Origin of the sequence: Pseudomonas beijingensis, assembly GCF_030687295.1 — a bacterium.
Lineage (GTDB): Bacteria > Pseudomonadota > Gammaproteobacteria > Pseudomonadales > Pseudomonadaceae > Aquipseudomonas > Aquipseudomonas beijingensis.
This window is the reverse complement of sequence record NZ_CP117425.1, coordinates 2,691,240-2,709,639: the sequence shown is the minus strand read 5'-3', so window position 1 is coordinate 2,709,639 and position 18,400 is coordinate 2,691,240. Positions and strand designations below refer to the sequence as shown.

General features: G+C 62.3%; 6 protein-coding genes and 2 pseudogenes. 4 read left to right on the top strand and 4 right to left on the bottom strand.

Translation table 11 applies throughout. The features are described 5' to 3' along the window. The first annotated feature begins 45 nt into the window (after positions 1-45). On the top strand, positions 46-2,235 hold the full coding sequence (locus PSH84_RS12295) for a patatin-like phospholipase family protein (RefSeq protein ID WP_122569043.1): 2,190 nt from the start codon (positions 46-48) through the stop codon (positions 2,233-2,235). A 167-nt stretch (positions 2,236-2,402) separates the two neighbouring features. Here PSH84_RS12295 and PSH84_RS28770 read toward each other — a convergent pair. The 3 genes and pseudogenes from PSH84_RS28770 to recQ form a co-directional block, all read right to left on the bottom strand. Then, positions 2,403-4,375, bottom strand: a pseudogene (locus PSH84_RS28770) (FimV/HubP family polar landmark protein). 119 nt (positions 4,376-4,494) lie between these two features. Beyond that, positions 4,495-4,929 carry a MarR family transcriptional regulator gene (locus PSH84_RS12275; protein WP_003199001.1) on the bottom strand — a complete coding sequence of 145 codons (435 nt, stop codon included), beginning with the start codon at positions 4,927-4,929 and terminating at the stop codon, positions 4,495-4,497. Between the two features lie 117 nt (positions 4,930-5,046). Continuing rightward, complete coding sequence (gene recQ / locus PSH84_RS12270; RefSeq protein WP_122569045.1) at positions 5,047-7,173, bottom strand: DNA helicase RecQ; 2,127 nt, start codon at positions 7,171-7,173, stop codon at positions 5,047-5,049. Positions 7,174-7,592: 419 nt separating this feature from the next. Here recQ and PSH84_RS12265 point away from each other — a divergent pair, with 419 nt between their 5' ends. After that, entirely contained in the window at positions 7,593-8,180 is a 588-nt protein-coding gene (locus PSH84_RS12265) for a UPF0149 family protein (protein ID WP_060738682.1), read from the top strand. Positions 8,181-8,188: 8 nt separating this feature from the next. Beyond that, positions 8,189-8,584 carry a YbaN family protein gene (locus tag PSH84_RS12260; RefSeq protein WP_122569046.1) on the top strand — a complete coding sequence of 132 codons (396 nt, stop codon included), beginning with the start codon at positions 8,189-8,191 and terminating at the stop codon, positions 8,582-8,584. Positions 8,585-8,745: 161 nt separating this feature from the next. Here PSH84_RS12260 and PSH84_RS12255 read toward each other — a convergent pair whose 3' ends face one another. Beyond that, positions 8,746-16,578 (bottom strand): retention module-containing protein, encoded by a 7,833-nt coding sequence (locus PSH84_RS12255; protein ID WP_305483009.1) that lies wholly within the window; start codon positions 16,576-16,578, stop codon positions 8,746-8,748. A gap of 456 nt (positions 16,579-17,034) precedes the next feature. Here PSH84_RS12255 and PSH84_RS12250 point away from each other — a divergent pair. Beyond that, positions 17,035-18,394 (top strand): annotated as a pseudogene (locus PSH84_RS12250) (TolC family outer membrane protein). Positions 18,395-18,400 lie beyond the last annotated feature (6 nt).

Genomic DNA, 18,400 nt, shown 5'->3' with positions numbered 1-18,400 from the left:
CGTCGTTATAATACCTGCCTTTGATCGCCCGCCCCGAGATAGACGATGCGCCGCCTGCTTCCCCTCCTGCTTCTGCTGCTGTTGCCCTTTTTCGTCCAGGCCGTCGAAGCGCCACGCCCGAAAATCGGCTTGGTGCTGTCCGGCGGCGCGGCGCGGGGACTGGCCCACATCGGCGTGCTCAAGGCCCTGGAGGAGCAAGGCATCAAGATCGACGCCATTGCCGGCACCAGCATGGGCGCGGTGATCGGCGGGCTGTATGCCTCGGGCTACAAGATCGACGAACTGGAAAAACTCGCCCTGGGCATCGACTGGCAACAGGCCTTGTCCGATGCGCCGCCACGCAAGGACGTGCCGTTCCGGCGCAAGCAGGATGACCGCGATTTCCTGGTGAAACAGAAACTGAGCTTTCGTGACGACGGCAGCCTCGGCCTGCCCTTGGGGGTCATCCAGGGCCAGAACCTGGCCCTGCTGCTCGAAAGCCTGCTGGCCCACGCCAGCGACACGCGGGACTTCGACAAACTGCCGATCCCATTTCGCGCCGTGGCCACCGACATCGCCACCGGCGAAAAAGTCGTGTTCCGCAAAGGCCACCTGCCCAAGGTCATTCGCGCCAGCATGTCGATCCCGGCGGTGTTCGCCCCGGTGGAGCTGGACGGCCGGTTGCTGGTGGACGGCGGCATGGCCGACAACATCCCGCTGGATGTGGCCCGGGACATGGGCGTAGACGTGGCCATCGTGGTCGATATCGGCACGCCGCTGCGCACCCGCAAGCAACTGGTCACGGTGGTCGACGTGCTGAACCAGTCGACCACCCTAATGACCCGGCGCAACTCTGAAGAACAACTGGCCACCCTGAAAAAAAGCGACGTATTGATCCAGCCGGCCTTGGCGAGCTTCGGCTCCACCGACTTCGGCCGGGCCCGGGACATGATCGACGCCGGCTACCGCGCCACCCGGATACTCGAGGCACGCCTGGCCCCTCTGCGCCCGTCCGAGGCGCCCGACGCCGAACTCATGGCCGCACGCACGCCCAGCGAACGCACGCCGGTCATCACCGCCATTCGTGTGGAGAACGATTCGAAAGTCGGCGATGACGTGATTCGCTACTACATTCGCCAACAAATCGGCGAGCCGCTGGACCTGGGGCGCCTGCAAACCGACATGGGCACGTTGTACGGCCTGGACTACTTCGAACAGGTGCAATACCGCGTGGTCCACAAGGGCCCGGACCACACCTTGGTGATCAGCGCCCGGGGCCGACGCACCGGCACCGATTACCTGCGGTTGGGGCTGAGCCTGTCGGACGACATGCGCGGCGACAGCGCTTTCAACCTGGGGGCCAGCTATCGGGTCAACGGCATCAATCGCCTGGGCGCCGAGTGGCTGACCCGGGCGCAGATCGGCGACAAGCAGGAGTTGTACAGCGAGTTCTATCAGCCATTGGATGTTGGCTCGCGCTACTTCATAGCCCCCTATGGGCAATTCGAATCCCGCAACGTGGAGTCGATCCTGGACAACGATCCAGTGGCCCAGTATCGCGTCGAACGCTATGGCTTCGGGCTCAATGTGGGCCGCCAGATCGGCAACAGCGGCGAAATCCGCTTCGGTGTCGGACAGGCCTGGGGCAAGGCCGATGTGCGCATCGGCGACCACGACCAACCCAGCGAGAATTTCAACGAGGGGTTCTACGAACTGAAGTATTCGTTCGACTCCCTCGACAGCGTGTACTTTCCCCATGAAGGGGAAGACATCGGCCTGAGCTGGCGCCAATACGAACCGGGGCTGGGCTCCGACCAGCGTTACCGCCAGTGGGAATTCAAACTGGACAAGGCCCTGAGCAGCGGCCCGGACACCTTCATCCTGGGCGGGCGCTATGGCCGTACCCTGGATACTGCGGAGGTGGTGACCTCCAGCTTTGTGCTCGGTGGCGCGCGGCAACTGTCGGGCTTTCGCGAAGATGGGGTATCCGGGCAGAACATGAGCCTGATGCGTGCCGTGTATTACCGACGCCTCACACCGCGGGCATACCTGCCATTGGACTTCCCGCTGTACATCGGTGGCTCCTTGGAGCGCGGCCGGGCCTGGAACAACGACAACGAGTTCGACAGTGGTTACATCAACGCCGCCAGTATTTTCCTAGGTTTCGATACACCGCTAGGGCCCTTGAACTTCAGCTATGGCTTTAACGACGACGATGAACAGGCGGTGTACCTGAACCTGGGGCAGACGTTTTGAGGGGGTGGGTGTTTGCCTGGGCTGGAGTGATGGCCTGACCCATTGCTATCGCGAGCAAGCTCGCTCCCACAAGGGTTCCCTGGCGGTCGCGAGCTCGATGCTTACGCAAATCCCTGTGGGAGCGAGCTTGCTCGCGATGAGGCCAGCCACTACAACTTCGATGGTACTTAGCGAATCCCCGCCAGCAGCACCCGGGCGGTCTGCTTGAGGGGTTCGTCACCCTCTTCGAGCAGCTCTTCAAGCAGGGTGACGGCGGTCTTCAGGTCGCCATCGTCGATGCAGTTCTGTGCCTGCTCCAGTTTGACCGAATGCTCCGGGGCCTGGGGTTCGAGGGACAGGGTGTCCAGGGCGACAGGTTCAAGGGCCAGCGGCTCAAATTCCAGCGCCTGCTCCTCATCGGCAAAGCCATCGAGAAAGGCATCGTCCAGCGACTCGGTTTCCAGGGGAGCCTCCCACTGCAACTCCGGTTCGTCGAAACCTGAAAGCGACAAGCCCTCGGTACTGTCGACAGCCAGTGGTGCAGCAAGATTTTCTTCAGCCGGCGTGCCCTGGTCATCCGCCAGGTCCCAACTGGTTTCCATGGACAGTGCTTCCAAGTCCAGCTCGAACTCGTCACTGGGCGCCTGTTCAGGTTCAGGCGCAGGAGCCGGTACCAAGGGTTGCGCCTGTTCCACTGTCGGTGCGCTGATCAGGGCCACCTTGGGATAGCGCCCGCGGATATCCTTCCAGCGTCCCGGCATCGACGCCTTGTGCCAACAGATGATGTTCCTGGGCCTGGAAACCGATGACATCGCCCTGCTTGCCCAATACTTCCAGCAACTTGAGGCCCAGGTCGGTGCGTTCCGGTTCGGCCAGCAATGCCGCGCGCAACAGCCCGGCGGCCTCGGTGAAACGGCCGTAGGTCAGGTAGATCCCGACGCCTTCCAGCACATCACCCAGGGGCGCATCACCGTTGTTGAACGAGGTCGCGGCCTCGGATGGCTCCGAGTCGGGGGATTGATGCAAAGGTGTCGTCGCCCGCCTCCAGCATCGGCTCGGGGCGCTCGGTCATCGGTTCCAACTCGGCCTGCTGTTGGCGACGTCGAATGAACAATAACAAGGCGAGCAATCCCAACAAGGCCACCAACCCCGCCACCCATGTCCAATTGATGCCCTCAGGCTCAGCGGCCGGTTCGGTAACGGGGGATACATCTGGAGCCGGCTCCGACGCAGGCTGCGCTGGTTGCGGTTGCGCCGACGCAACGGGGGCCGGAGCCGTCTCGGCCAGCCGGGTCTGCAATTCGCTGATCTGCTGGCGCTGGCCGGCGATTTCCTCATCCTGGGCCTGGAGCCGCGCCTGCAGTTCCTCAATGGTCTTCTGTTGTTGCTGGTTCTGCAGCACGCTGGCGGCCAACTGCTCATCGGACGCGGCGGAGGCCTGGCCGGCGGTGCTTGCAACCGATGTCGGCAGCACGGCCGAGTCGGGCAATAACAGACGCTGGCCGATGGAGAGCCGGTCGCTGCCGGGGTTCAAGGCCTGGATCCCTTGCATCAACTCATTGACCGACGCGTTGCTCCCGGCGTCATGCAGGCGCTGGGCAATCACCCAGGGATTGTCTCCCTGCACGACCGTATAGCGCTTGCCCTGTACCGCCGGGGGCGGCTTGATGGCCGGTGTGGCCTGGCTCGGCGTCCCAGGCTGCGGGGGCGTGGACGGTTCGTCACGGGCCGGCACGATACCCGGTGAGCCCGGTGGGTCGATCAGCACGGTGTATTCGCGCAGCAAGCGCCCGTTGGGCTGATTGAGCTGCACCAGGAAATTAAGGAAGGGTTCCTTCACCGGTTTGCTGGAGGTCACCCGAATGAAGCTGCGCTCACCGCGCAATACCGGCGTAAAGCGAAGATTATTGAGAAAGAACACCCGCTCCACACCCGCACGATTGAAATCGTCCGGACTCGCCAGGCTGGCCGACAGTTCACCTTCGCCGATCCCGGCCACATCGACCAGGGCGATATCGGCACGCAACGGCTGGTTCAAGGCGGAATGGAGCGTGATCTCGCCAAGCCCCAGCGCTGACGCCAAGGCCGGAAACCCCAAGGCACCCACGAAGATCGACACGTTGATCCAACTGCGCAACGTGGACTGCAAACTTTCAAGCATGGGTATCCCTTTCGATTACCAAAACCAACCTCGGCGTAAACGCTCCCAATAGGAGCGCTTACTACTGGTTATAGTTCGCTAACCGACGAATCTCAAAAGTCTGACGCCAGGGATCTGCCTCAGGATTTTTCCAGGTTGGCCAGGATCGTGCCGTGAACCCGCATGCAGACGCGCATGTCCGCCTCGTCGACCCCTTCGAACAGCTCCCGTCGCAACTGTGTGGCAATGGTTTCGATTTGTTCGATCAACGGTAAGGCCGGCGCGCAGAGCACGATTTTCTTGGCCCGACGGTCCTCGGCCACGGCTTGGCGCTGCACCAACCCCTGGGTTTCCAGGCTGTCGAGCAACCGGGCCAGAGTCGGGCCTTCGACGGCGACACTCTGGGCCAGTTCACGCTGGGTCGGCGCCTGTTCGAAACGGGCCAGGTGCAGCAGCACCAGCCAGCGCGCCTGGGACAGGCCCAGCCCGGCCAAGCGGCGGTCCAGTTCGGCCCGCCAGCCTCGGGACATTTGCGCCAACTGCATGCCAAAACGGTGTTGATCGGTTAACGGCATAAAAAACTCATCAGATCTGAAATAGAGAAAAACTAATTATTAGTCAGCTAAGCATGAGCTTTGGATTCAAGCAAGGCTCGCCTTGTACTGAATCGTTAAAGGAGCGCAACTCACTGATCAGACTTCAAATTCCGACTGCAACGCAGCCCTGACGCAGTACAGCACACCTTCGGGCACCCGTCCGACAAACAGCGCGGCGACTTCGGATACTGGCGGTAATTCGCCTTCGCCATCCAGGAACGCGTCCTGTACTTCGCCCATCAGTTCCTCGGGCAGATCCAGCGCCTGATCCAGGGATAACTGCTGTTTGCCGATGGCCTCGGCCAGCATCGTGTAGACGTTCTTCTCCGAGCACTGCAATTGCCCAGCGATCTGCACCGGTGTCATGCCAGCCCGGGCCAGTGTGATGAGCTCGTGGCGCACATCGGCCACCGCTTTCGGCGCTTCGGCTTCGCCCCCCAGGACCTGGAGGAAGGCTTCGCCATAACGCTCCAGCTTGCGCGCCCCCACGCCGCTGACCCGGGCCATTTCCGCCAGGGAGGTGGGCTGGCTGCGGAGCATTTCCAGCAGCGTCGAATCGGGGAAGATGACGTACGGCGGTACGCCGTGTTCCTCGGCCAGCTTGCGACGCAAGGCGCGCAAGGCTTCCCATTGGTCGCGCTCTTCGCCGCGTACCAATTGGCTGGCCTGGCTCTTGCTGCTCTTGACCGCCGTTGCCGGCTTGAGGTCGCGGCGCAGTTCGAGGGTGACCTCGCCTTTGAGCAACGGCCGGCAAGTCGCACTCAGGCGCAGGCCGCCGTAGCCTTCCAGGTCGATGTCCGCCAGGCCGCGGGCCACCAGTTGCCGGAACAATGAGCGCCACTCACTCTCGGTGCGCGCCTTGCCCACGCCAAACACCGAGAGGTGCTGGTGACCGAAGTTGCGGACCTTCTCGTTGTCCTTGCCCAGCAATACGTCCACCAGGTGCCCGACGCCATAGCGCTGGCCGGTGCGGAAAATCGCCGACAAGGCCTGACGGGCCGGTTCGGTGGCGTCCCAGGTCTCCACGCCATCGACGCAGTTGTCGCAATGCCCGCAAGGCTGGGGCATGTCTTCGTCAAAATAGGCCAGCAAGGTCTGGCGACGGCAGCGAGTTTCTTCGCACAGCGAGAGCATGGCGTCGAGCTTGTGCTGCTCCAGGCGCTTGTGGCGCTCATCGCCTTCGGAGTTCTGCAGCATCTGCTTGAGCATCACCACGTCTTGCAGGCCGTAGGCCATCCAGGCATCGGCCGGCAAGCCATCACGGCCGGCACGCCCGGTTTCCTGGTAGTACGCCTCGAGGGACTTGGGCAGGTCCAGGTGTGCGACAAAACGCACGTTGGGCTTGTCGATGCCCATGCCGAACGCAATGGTGGCCACCATGATCAGGCCTTCCTCGTTGAGGAAGCGCTTCTGGTGATAGGCCCGCAGGTCGTTGGGCAGGCCGGCGTGATACGGCAACGCCGGGAACCCTTGCTCACACAGGAACGCCGCCACTTCATCGACCTTTTTGCGCGACAGGCAATAGACAATGCCGGCATCGCTGCGGCGCTCGGCGAGGAACGCCAGCAATTGCTTGCGCGGCTGCTCCTTGGGCACGATGCGGTAGAAAATATTGGGACGGTCGAAGCTCGACAGGAACCGCTCGGCATCCTGCAAGTGCAGGCGCTCGACGATTTCCTCGCGGGTACGCTTGTCGGCGGTAGCGGTCAGGGCGATGCGCGGCACGTCGGGGAACAGTTCCGCCAATTGCCCCAGCTGCAGGTATTCACGCCGGAAATCGTGGCCCCATTGCGATACGCAGTGGGCTTCGTCAATGGCGAACAGGGCGATTTCCAGGCTCTGCAGGAACGCCAGCATGCGCGGCTGTACCAGGCGTTCCGGGGCCAGGTACAACATCTTGACTTCACCGCGCTTGATCCGCGTCGCCAGGTCCCGTTGTTGCTCGGCGCTGAGGGTGGAGTTCAGCGAAGCGGCGGCGACCCCCAGTTCCTCGAGGGTCGCGACCTGGTCGTCCATCAGCGCGATCAGCGGCGAAACCACCACCGCCAGGCCGTTGCGCAGCAGCGCCGGCACCTGGAAGCACAAGGATTTGCCGCCGCCGGTGGGCATGAGCACCAAGGCATCGCCACCGCTGGCCACACGCTCAATAATGGCACCCTGGCGGCCACGGAAACTGTCGTAGCCGAAGATGTCCTTGAGGACGCGTTGAGCCTGTTCGAGCATAGAAACTCCAAAAATCACCGAAACATCCCTGCAAGGCTGGTTCAGAATCGCACACGCTGCACCGGCAAATCGTAAGTGCGCGTTTCGAACCGGCGGGACGCCGCAGGGCATCACAAAACGCGGCAGTATACCCGAGGCCTTCGCCGCAAAGGGCGCTGCTGACAAGAGGTGCTGGCGATCTTCCGGTTGCCCCAGTCCCTGTGGGAGCGAGCTTGCTCGCGATAGCGGTGGATCAGCTTGGGCAGTGTTGAATGCCATACCCTCATCGCGAGCAAGCTCGCTCCCACATTTGATCTGCGGTGCCCCCCCCATTTGTGTCGACCCTCGGACCGTCGAGAGGCAAATACACCACGCGGCTGGCCTGGGCGCTCAAGAAGGCCTAGAATTCCCGCATTGTTTATTCCCCAAGGTAGCCCGTAATGTCCTTCGCTGAGCAACTGACCCGCCTGCAAGTCTTCCTCGACGCCGATGAGCTGCACGAGGAAGCGCTGGACTACGTGGCCGCTCACGGCTATCTGACCGCCCTGTCGATCTGCGCCGAAACGGTGCCGGACCGTGAGTGGATCGATGCCCTGTTCGCCGAAGAGCCGCATTACAGCGACGAAGCCCAGCGCGCCGAAATCGAAGCCACCCTGGTCGGCCTCAAGGCCCACATCGCCCGTCAACTGGCGTCCGACGAAGAATTCGAGCTGCCGTGCGAACTGGACCTGGGCGATGACCCGGACGATTCGGAACTGCGTGGCTGGTGCATCGGCTTCATGGAAGGCGTGTTCCTGCGCGAAGCCGCCTGGTTCGAAACCGCCGAAGAGGAAGTCAGCGAAATGCTGCTGCCGATCATGGTCGGTTCCGGCCTGTTCGACGAGCAACCGGAGTTTTCCGACATCGCCGCCGACGCGAACCTGATGGACGACATGATCGTCCAGATCCCCGAAGCCCTCACCGCCCTGTACCTGCTGTGCAACGCCCCGGACGAGAAACCGGCGATCCTCAAGCCGCGCCACCACTGAGTGACCGGGTGCCCTCGCCAGTCGGCAACCGCCCGCTGATCCTGCGTTACGCTCTACTGGCCATCGGCTGGCTGAGCGTGGTGCTGGGGGTCATCGGCATTTTCATTCCCGTCCTGCCTACCACCCCCTTCCTGCTGCTGGCCGCGGCCTGCTTCGCCCGCAGTTCGCCGCGCTTCTACCAGTGGCTGGTGGAACATCCCCGCCTGGGCCCGTGGATCAGCGACTACCTCAGCGGCAACGGCATCCCGCTCAAGGGCAAGGTCTATGCCATCGGGCTGATGTGGGCGAGCATCCTGCTGTCCTGCTACCTGGTGCCGCTGCCATGGGCGCGGGGGTTCATGCTCACCAGTGCGGTGCTGGTGACGGTGTATATCCTCAGGCAGAAGACACTGCGAAAACCCTGAGTATGAGTGCGGCGCATTCCCCTGTGGCGAGGGGATTTATCCCCGCTGGGTTGCGAAGCAACCCCAAAACCAGACGCCGCGCAGCAACAGATGACCCCTACCGACCGGTTTGCGACTGCTGCGCAGCCGAACGGGGATAAATCCCCTCGCCACAGCAGCCCTCACACCGTGTCCACCTTCAACGAATGATCATTCAACATGCCGTTGATGATGGTCGCCGTGTCCGCTCCACCGATGATTCCCCCCGCGCCCGGCGTGACGCCGTAGTGGCTGGCCAGGTTGACGCCGGCCAGGTCGATGGTCTGGTTCGGCGTGGCACCGGCAATGGCGCTGACGTCGATGCTGGTGACGACCGACCCACCGCTGCCGCTCACGCTGAAATGCAGGTAGTCATCCAGTAACGCCGCGCTGCCGTTCTCTCCTTGCAACAGTTGGGACAGGTCGAGTTTGTCGACGCCGAGCGCGAAGTCGGTGATCACGTCGTGGCCGCTGTTGCCCGCCTGCCATTGAAAGGTGTCGGCGCCGCTGCCGCCGGTGAGGGTGTTGTTGCCCAAGCCGCCGATCAGCATGTCGTCGCCACCAGCGCCATTGAGCACGTCGTTGCCAAGTCCGCCGTTGATGCGGTTGCTGGCGCCATCGCCCGTGAGGGTGTCATTGAAGTTCGAGCCGACGAGGTTTTCGATGCCGGCCAGGGTGTCGGTGCCGGCGCCCAGGGTGTTCTGCGCCGCCAACAGTCCCAGGTTCACCGTGACCGCTGATGTGGCATGGGCGTAGCTGGCGGTGTCGTTACCGCTGCCGCCATCGAGCAGGTCATTGCCCGTGCCGCTGTAGAGCACGTCATCCCCTGCCCCGCCATGCAAGGTGTTGTTGCCCGAACCGGCACTGAGGATGTCGTTGCCGTCGCCGGCGTTGAGGGTGTCGTCGCCGTTGCCGGCCAACAGCACATCGTCGCCACTGGTGCCCGTCAGGGTATGGCCCGCCTGATAACTGATGCCTACCGATGCGCTGTCACTGCCGCCGTGGTTGTCGCTGGCGGTGTAGCTGCCGTGGTAATCCGCTGTTTTGTCCTGCGCCCCGGCATAGTCGACCGTCAGGGTCAGTTGATAGTTTTCCGCAGCGTTGGCATTACCGCCGCCGGGATTGGCAATGTTGGTGACGTGGATCTGGTAATTGCCATCCGCTGCCGCGGTGAAAGAAGCTCCATCGTTGATCGCGATGAAGGGCCCGCCATTGAGTGAATACTCCATCGCAATGCGACCGGCCGACAGGTTGTGGTCCAGGGTGAGGGTTTCGCCCTGTTTGAGGCTGATGTTGAGGCGGTCTTCATCGTTGGCGTTGTTGTTGGAGACCATCCCCAATGCACCGCTGACCACCAGCATCGCCGTCATGCTCGCGGTATTGGCGACGAAGGCACTGCGGCTGAGGTTGATCGACTGCACGTTGTTGCCGGTGAAGCTGGCCGTGCCGGTGCTGCCGGTGAAGTCCGCGCCTTTGGCGACCCATCCGGTATTGAAACTGGTGGGTGATGCGGTGAGTGGATCGCCGTTGGCGTCGCTGTCGTTACCCAGCAGCAATTCGCCCGGGATCACGATGTTGCCCGACAGCACATTGGTGATGATGTTGTCGTCAACAGCGATCGGCGGGCTGTTGGGCACGACGTTGATCACCAGGTTAGAGCTCGCCAGGTCACCGTCATGGTCGCTGACGGTGTAGCCGATGTGCTCGGTGATCAAGGTGCTGGTGGCCGTCTGGGAGGTGTAGCTGAACGCACCGGTATCCAGGTTGACCACCAAAGTACCGTGGTGGTCGGTGGCGATGCTCAATGTATTGGTGGCGGTATTGAAGGAGCCATGGTTGAGCCCGCCGCTGGCGGTCAGTGCTCCGTGACCACCGTTGGCCGCCGGGTCGTAGCTGTACGTGGTGCCATCGACCACCAGGTTTTTGATAAACCCGCCATCGGCGCCGAACGAACCCCCCTCATCCAACAGGTTGCCGGTAACCGGCGCGCCTTGCACGGTGCCGGAGAGCACCGAGTTGAGCTGGTTCAGGTCGGTGACCACTACCGCGTTGGTGTTGGTGTGGGCGCTGCCGTCGTAGGCCAGCGGGTCGAGGTGAGCATTGCTGACGCCGCTGCCCAGGCCAATGGCGTAGTTCTTTATGCCGTTGGCGTCGAGGAAGGCTTTCCAAGCGGTTTCGTCTGCCGTGCCGATTTCGCCCAAGGTCGGCTTGCCGTCGGAGAAGAAATAGCCGACGTTCTGTGCGCCGGTCAGTTGGCCGGAATTTGCGAACGCAGTCTTGGCCATCGCTACGGCAGCATCATAGTTGGTGTCGCCGTGCGCGTTCAGCGCGGAGATCAGCGTCTTGGCAGTTGCCACATCCACCCACATGGTGCTCTGGTCGGTGGCGCTGCCGCTGAAGGTCACGAGCTGGACTTTCACATCGCCCATGTCGTCGTATTTGTCGAGCAAGGCGCTGATCGCCTGTTTGGCCAACTCCATCCGCGAGAGCCCCGGCACGCCGGAGGCGTCTTTCATGCTGCCGGAGACGTCGAGCACGATCAGCAGGTTCGAATCGACCTCCACCGCCGTGACCGAACGCTCGGACGCAACGGCCTTTGGCACGTCATCGACAATGCTCACCACGAGGCTGCCGGTGGTGCTGTTGCCCAGGGAGTCCGTGGCCTGGTAGGTGAAGCTTTCGCTCAGAGCATTCGGGCCATCATTGGCGTGGGGCGTCGTCGTAGCTGGCGAGGTCAGGGTGTAGGTGTACGAACCATCAGGATGGAGCAACAACTGGCCGTAGGCACCCGTGGCGTTGCCCACCAGGGTGAAGGTGACGGCGCCCGTGGCCCCGCTGACCGACCCGACCAAGCTACCGCTGGCGGTTTCACCGGTGGCGCTCGGGTCACTGCCGGTGACGGTGCCGGGGGCCAGGTCCTGGCCGTCCTGGTTCAGGTCGAGGGCTTTTTCGTAGACGGTAATGTCGTGGTCGGTTTCCGCGACGAGGCAGCTGTTGTGCACGTCAATGGTGACGGTCGTGGTGCTCTCATCACCATCGGCATCACGCACGGTGTAGGTGAAGACATCGGTCGCGCCGGGGGCGCCAACAGCGTCGGGGTTGCTGTGGTAGACCGCGTTGCCGTTGGCATCCAGGGTCAGGTAGCCGTAGGTGCCGTTGATCTGGCTGTTCAGGCCGCCGATGGCCGGGGTCGAGGTGTCGTTACCGGCACGCACACCGATGACTGCACCGCCGTCGGCACCGAGTACATCGTTGTCCAGCACGTTGCCATTGACTGTCCCGCCCTCTACCACCGAGGCGAAATCGCAGTGGGCCTTGGGCACATCGTCGACGATGTCGATAACGATAGTACTGGTGACCGTGTTGCCCAAGGAGTCCGTGGCCTGGTAGGTGAAGCTTTCGCTCAGGACATTCGGGCCATCGTTGGCGTGAGGCGTAGTGGTGGCTGGCGAGGTCAGGGTGTAGGTATACGAACCGTCCGGCTGAAGCGACAGTTGACCGTAAGCACCGGTAGCGTTGCCCACCAGCGCGAAGGTTACTGCGCCCACGGCACCGCTGATCGAACCGACGAGGCTGCCGCTGGCGGTCTCGCTGGTGGCGCTCGGAGCGCTGCCGGTGACGGTGCCGGGGGCCAGGTCCTGGCCGTCCTGGTTCAGGTCGAGGGCTTTTTCGTAGACGCTGATTTCCTGGTCCGATGTGGCAACGAGGCAGCTTTCATGGACATCGATGGTGATGGTGGTGGTGCTTTCGTCGCCGTCGGCGTCACGCACGGTGTAGGTGAAGACATCGGTCGCGCCCGGGGCGCTGACGGTGTTCGGATTACTGTGGTAGACGGCGTTGCCGTTGGCGTCCAGGGTCAAGTAGCCGTAAGTGCCGTTGATCTGGCTGTTGAGGCCACCGACAGCAGGGTTAGAGGTGTCATTACCGGCGCGCACGCCAATCACCATGCCACCGTCCGCGCCAAGCACGTCGTTGTCCAGCACATTGCCGCTGACCGTGCCACCCTCCAGTACCGAGGCAAAATCGGCATGGGCGTTGGGCACGTCGTCGACGATGTCGATGACAATGGTGCTGGTGACCGTGTTGCCCAAGGAATCCGTGGCCTGATAGGTGAAGCTTTCGCTCAGCACATTCGGGCCATCGTTGGCGTGAGGCGTGGTGGTGGCTGGCGAGGTCAGGGTGTAGGTATACGAACCGTCAGGCTGAAGCGACAGTTGACCGTAAGCACCCGTAGCGTTGCCCACCAGCGCGAAGGTTACTGCGCCCACGGCACCGCTGATCGAACCGACGAGGCTGCCGCTGGCGGTCTCGCTGGTGGCGCTCGGAGCGCTGCCGGTGACGGTGCCGGGAGCCAGGTCCTGGCCGTCCTGGTTCAGGTCGAGGGCTTTTTCGTAGACGCTGATTCCTTGGTCGGGCGTGGCGACTAGGCAGACGTCATGAACATCGATGGTGATGGTGGTGGTGCTTTCATCGCCATCGGCGTCGCGCACGGTGTAGGTGAAAACATCGGTTGCACCTGGGGCACTGACGGTGTTCGGGTTGCTGTGGTAGACGGCGTTGCCGTTGGCGTCCAGGGTCAGGTAGCCGTAGGTGCCGTTGATCTGGGTATTCAGGCCGCCAATCGCCGGGGTCGAGGTGTCGTTGCCAGCACGCACACCGATCACCGCACCGCTCGCAGCCGGCCCGTCGGCACCGCCTTCATCGTTGTTCAGGACGTTGCCACTGACCGTCCCGCCTTCATCCACCGAGGCGGAGTCAGCATGAGCGGTTGGCAAGTCATCGACGATGTTCACGTCCAGATTGCCGTTGGCGGTGGTGCCGTTGTCATCGGTAACAACTACGGCAAATTGCTCGCTAACGCTGTTGGCGCCGTTGGCGTTTGGATGGGCTTCGTTGTCCAGCAAGGTGTAGCTGTAGCTGACCACGCCCGTGCTGGCGTTGAAGCCGGTGATGGTCAGGGTGTTGCCCAACGCAGTGGTGATGGACTGAGGGAAACCCGCTGCCACACCACCTATAACCACATTGATGCCGCCCACGCTCAACGTCTGCACACCGTCCAGCGCCGTCACCGTGAACGTGCCGCTTTGAGTCAGAGCCGATGCGTCCGGACTGCTGCCGTCGCTGAGGTTTTTCTCCTGCAACGACAGCTCACCGCCCTCGGTGTCGAGGCCAGTGATAATCACTGGGTCGTCGTTGTTGTGCACTTGCAGCACCAAGTTCGCGGTGCTGGTGTCGCCGTCGGCGTCGGTCAGGGTGTAGGTGAAGGTTTCGCTGCCATTGCCGCCGCCATGTAAACCTTTGAAGTCGGCATCGGCAGTGTTGAGGGTGTAGGTGTAGGAGCCGTCGGCGTTGAGCACCAGGGTGCCGTAAGTGCCAGTGAAGGTGCCGGGGGTGATTGGGCCGGACGCTACAGGGTCCGCGCCTTGGGTGTCATTCGTCAGCACACTGCCGGTCAGGGTCAGGTGGGTTTCCGAAGCCGTGCTGGCGTTGCTGTCATCTACGGCCTTGGGCAGGTCGTCGACGATGTTCACGTCCAAATTGCCGTTGGCGGTGGTGCCGTTGTCGTCAGTGGCAACTACGGCGAATTGCTCGCTAACGCTGTTGGCGCCGTTGGCGTTTGGATGGGCTTCGTTGTCCAGCAAGGTGTAGCTGTAACTCACTACACCGGTAGCGGCGTTGAAGCCGGTGATGGTCAGGGTGTTGCCCAGAGCAGTGGTGATCGATTGTGGGAAACCGGCTGCTACGCCGCCCGTCACCACATTGATGCCACCCACACTCAGGGTCTGCACACCATCCAGCGCGGTCACCGTGAACGTGCCGCTTTGAGTCAGAGCCGATGCGTCCGGACTGCTGCCGTCGCTGAGGTTTTTCTCCTGCAGCGACAGCTCACCACCCTCGGTGTCGAGGCCGGTGATAATCACAGGGTCGTCGTTGTTGTGCACTTGCAGCACCAGGTTCGCGGTGCTGGTGTCGCCATCAGCGTCGGTCAGGGTGTAGGTGAAGGTTTCGCTGCCGTTGCCGCCGCCATGCAAACCTTTGAAGTCGGCATCAGCGGTGTTGAGGGTGTAGGTGTAGGAACCGTCGGCGTTGAGCACCAGGGTGCCGTAAGTGCCAGTGAAGGTGCCGGGGGTGATTGGGCCGGACGCTACAGGGTCCGCGCCTTGGGTGTCATTCGTCAGCACACTGCCGGTCAGGGTCAGGTGGGTTTCCGAAGCCGTGCTGGCGTTACTGTCATCTACGGCCTTGGGCAGGTCGTCGACGATGTTCACGTCCAAATTGCCGTTGGCGGTGGTGCCGTTGTCGTCAGTGGCAACTACGGCGAATTGCTCGCTAACGCTGTTGGCGCCATTGGCATTTGGATGAGCTTCGTTGTCCAGCAAGGTGTAGCTGTAACTCACTACACCGGTAGCGGCGTCGTAGCCAGTGATGGTCAGGGTGTTGCCCAGTGCGGTGGTGATGGACTGAGGGAAACCCGCTGCCACACCACCTACAACCACATTGATCCCCCCCACGCTCAGGGTCTGCACACCGTCCAACGCGGTCACGGTAAAGGTGCCGCTTTGGGTCAGGGCCGACGCGTCCGGGCTGCTGCCATCACTGAGGTTTTTCTCCTGCAACGACAGCTCGCCACCTTCAGCATCCAAGCCCACCAACACCACCGGATCGTCATTGTTGTGCACCTGCAATACCAGGTTCGCGGTGCTGGTGTCGCCGTCGGCGTCGGTCAGGGTGTAGGTGAAGGTTTCGGTGCCGCTGCCCCCGCCATGCAACGCGACGAATTGCGGGTCGCTGGTGTTCAGGGTGTAGGTGTACGTGCCGTTGGGGTTGAGCACCAGCGTGCCGTAGGTGCCGGTGAACGTCCCGCCAATGATCGGCCCGCTGTCGGGGCCGGTGGGGATCCGGTCGGCGCCCTGGTGGTCGTTGGGCAATACGTTGCCGGTAAGAGTGACCAGGGTTTCCGACGCCGTGCTGGCGTGGCTGTCGTCAATCGCCTGGGGCACGTCATCGGTGATGTTGACGTCCAGGGTGCCGGTGGCCGTATCACCGTCGGTGTCGACGGCCACCACTGGGAACTGCTCGGTAATGTTATTGGCACCGCCACCGGCAGGATGGGTTTCATTGTCCGTCAGGGTGTAGGTGTAGCTGACCACTCCCGTAGCCGGGTCATAACCGGTGATGGTCAACGTGTTGCCCAGCGCCGAGGTGATGGTTTGAGGAAAGCCGGCGGGCACACCGCCACTGATCACGTTGATGCCGCCGATGCTCAGGCTGCTCAGCCCGTCAGGCGCGGACACCGTGAAGGTGCCATTTTGCACCAGCGCCCCCGGATTGCTGGCCGAACCATCGGCCAGATTGGCCTCGTTGGTGGTCAGCTCGCCGCCCTCGACGTTGACCCCGTCGAGGGTCACGGGGTTGTCCGGCGTCTCAGGGGTCACTGGCGGCACGGTTGCATCGTCGCCAGTGTTATCCGGGTCACCGGCCAAGCGTAGCTGCGGAAACTCGGGAATCCCGTTGAACCCGGCCGTCGGGAAACCGATCAGCGGATCGACCTCCCCGCCAACTTCTTCCAGCAGCACAAAACTGTGCCCACCACCCACGCCCCCCGGGTTACCACCTTCGGGGCCAGCAGCGGTGGCTTCACCGGTCTGGGTCGGGTCGGCTCCGGCGGCGATGGCTTGCTGCAGCTTTTGCACATCGGTCAGTTGCGCGTCACTCGGCGTCGTCGTGTCGGGCGTATCGACATGAGGCGCATGGTTGGCCAGCAGCTGCGGGGTCAGAGTCAGGTCGCTTCCGCGGCCCAGGGTCAATGACTGGCCGTTCTGCAGATGAACCGCCACGGCCCCTTCGGCACCGGTGACCAAGTGTTCGCCGGCATAGAGCCGATCGCCTTCGACCAAAGGCCGCCGCAGGCCACCGGCCGCTTCTGCGAAAACTTGCCCGACTACTTTGCTGACGATACCGATGAGCGCTGCCATGTGCATTTCCTCCGTTGCCGACCGCAATCGGCACCTGTCTGGGTGAAGAATTCGTCCTTAGGTTTGGCGACCAAAAAAGCTGGAAAATCTGCCAGCTTTCGGGAAAGCAGAAGGTGCTGGCATTTCGCCTAAACGACAAAAAACCGTCACAAAAACCCGCTTCTCACATCGCCCTTTCGGCACTTCTTCACGTCGCTTAAAAATCTGAATGGAACTTTTATTGACGCCTAAAATCCGTCAGAACCCGCAGATTCAAAGGCTTTCGCTTTGAACAATGTGCCGGTTTTTTTTTAAGTACATAAGTTTTTTTCGGAATAAGTCTTATGAGAAATTCTTCTTAGGTTTTGCTCAGGATGTTCTTAGCTGTGTTGTTACAAGGTTGAAACGGTTTTGATCTTAAACACGTCAATATTTTGGCGACAAGCGAAGCACTACAGACCTCAGGAGATGCACCCCATGCGCGTTCTAACCCCCCTCTGCAGCGCGGTTTTGCTGGCCATGGCCTGCTCTTCTCAGGCGCAGGCCATGTCATTGACCGAAGCGATCCAGAGCACCATCGCGACTCACCCGGAACTGGCGCAACGGGTGGACAGCCGTCTGTCGGCCAATGAAAGACGTCAAGGTCGCCAGAGGGGGCTTTTTCCCGTCGGTGGATCTCAATGCCGGTTATGGCCGTGGCTACAGCGACAACACCAACACCCGGGCGCTAGGCAACCACCACACCAATATCCTGACCTACACCCAATCGGAGCTGCGCTTGCGGCAGATGATCTTCGACGGCTTCAACACCGCCAATGAAGTGCAGCGCACCCAAGGCGTGGTCAACTCCCGGGCCTATTACGCCCAGGGCACTGCCCAGGATCTGGCACTGCGCACCATCGAGGTCTACCTGGAAGTGCTCAAGCGTCGCGAGCTGGTGACCCTGGCCAAGAACAACCTGCAGGCGCACCTGCGGGTCAACGACCAGATCGGCTTGCGCACCGAGCGCGGGGTGGGCAGTACGGCCGACTCCGACCAGTCCAATGCCCGTCGCGCCCTGGCGGAAAACAACTACGACACCGCCCAGGTGGACCTGGCCGACGCCGAGGCGAACTTCTACAGCGTGGTCGGGCGCATGCCCGATGAGCTGGAAACGCCGCCCTCGACCAAAGGCGAAATCCCCGCCGACCTGCGCGAAGCCCAGCAAAGCATGGTGGATAACAACCCCTACCTGAAATCGGCCCAGGCCGACATACAGTCCGCCGAGAGCCAATATGAAGTGGCGAAGTCGCCGTTCTACCCGCGCTTCGATGCCGAAGCGGCGGTGGGCGCCAACAACAACCTCGGCGGCGAAGAAGGCCACGACAACAACTGGCGGGTCGGCGTGGTGATGAACTACAACCTGTTCCGCGGTGGCAGCGACAAGGCACGGCTGGCATCCAACGCCCACCAGATCAACCAGGCCATGGACATCCGCAACAATGCCCTGCGCCAGCTCAACGAAGACACGCGCCTGGCCTGGAACGCGATGCTCAACGCCCGCAAACAGACCCCCACCGCCCGCGAATACGCCGAAACCACTTCCCGCGTGCGCGCCGCGTACCAGGATCAGTTCGGTCTCGGCCAACGGACCTTGCTCGACGTGCTCGACAGCGAAAACGAGCTGTACAACGCCAACCGTCGCTACACCGAAGTGCGTTACACCGAGGAGTACTCGATGTACCGGGTGCTGGCGAACATGGGCCTGCTGTTGCACAAACAGCGGATCGTGCTGCCTGCCGATACGGTCGCGCAAACCGAAGTCAAGAACCAGGCACGGCTGCCGGAACTGAAGTAGCCCCCC

Coding starts and splice junctions, on each gene's coding strand:
- PSH84_RS12255 (WP_305483009.1), bottom strand. CDS start 16,578: ATGGCAGCGCTCATCGGTATCGTCAGCAAAGTAGTCGGGCAAGTTTTC.
- PSH84_RS12275 (WP_003199001.1), bottom strand. CDS start 4,929: ATGCCGTTAACCGATCAACACCGTTTTGGCATGCAGTTGGCGCAAATG.
- PSH84_RS12265 (WP_060738682.1), top strand. CDS start 7,593: ATGTCCTTCGCTGAGCAACTGACCCGCCTGCAAGTCTTCCTCGACGCC.
- PSH84_RS12295 (WP_122569043.1), top strand. CDS start 46: ATGCGCCGCCTGCTTCCCCTCCTGCTTCTGCTGCTGTTGCCCTTTTTC.
- recQ (WP_122569045.1), bottom strand. CDS start 7,173: ATGCTCGAACAGGCTCAACGCGTCCTCAAGGACATCTTCGGCTACGAC.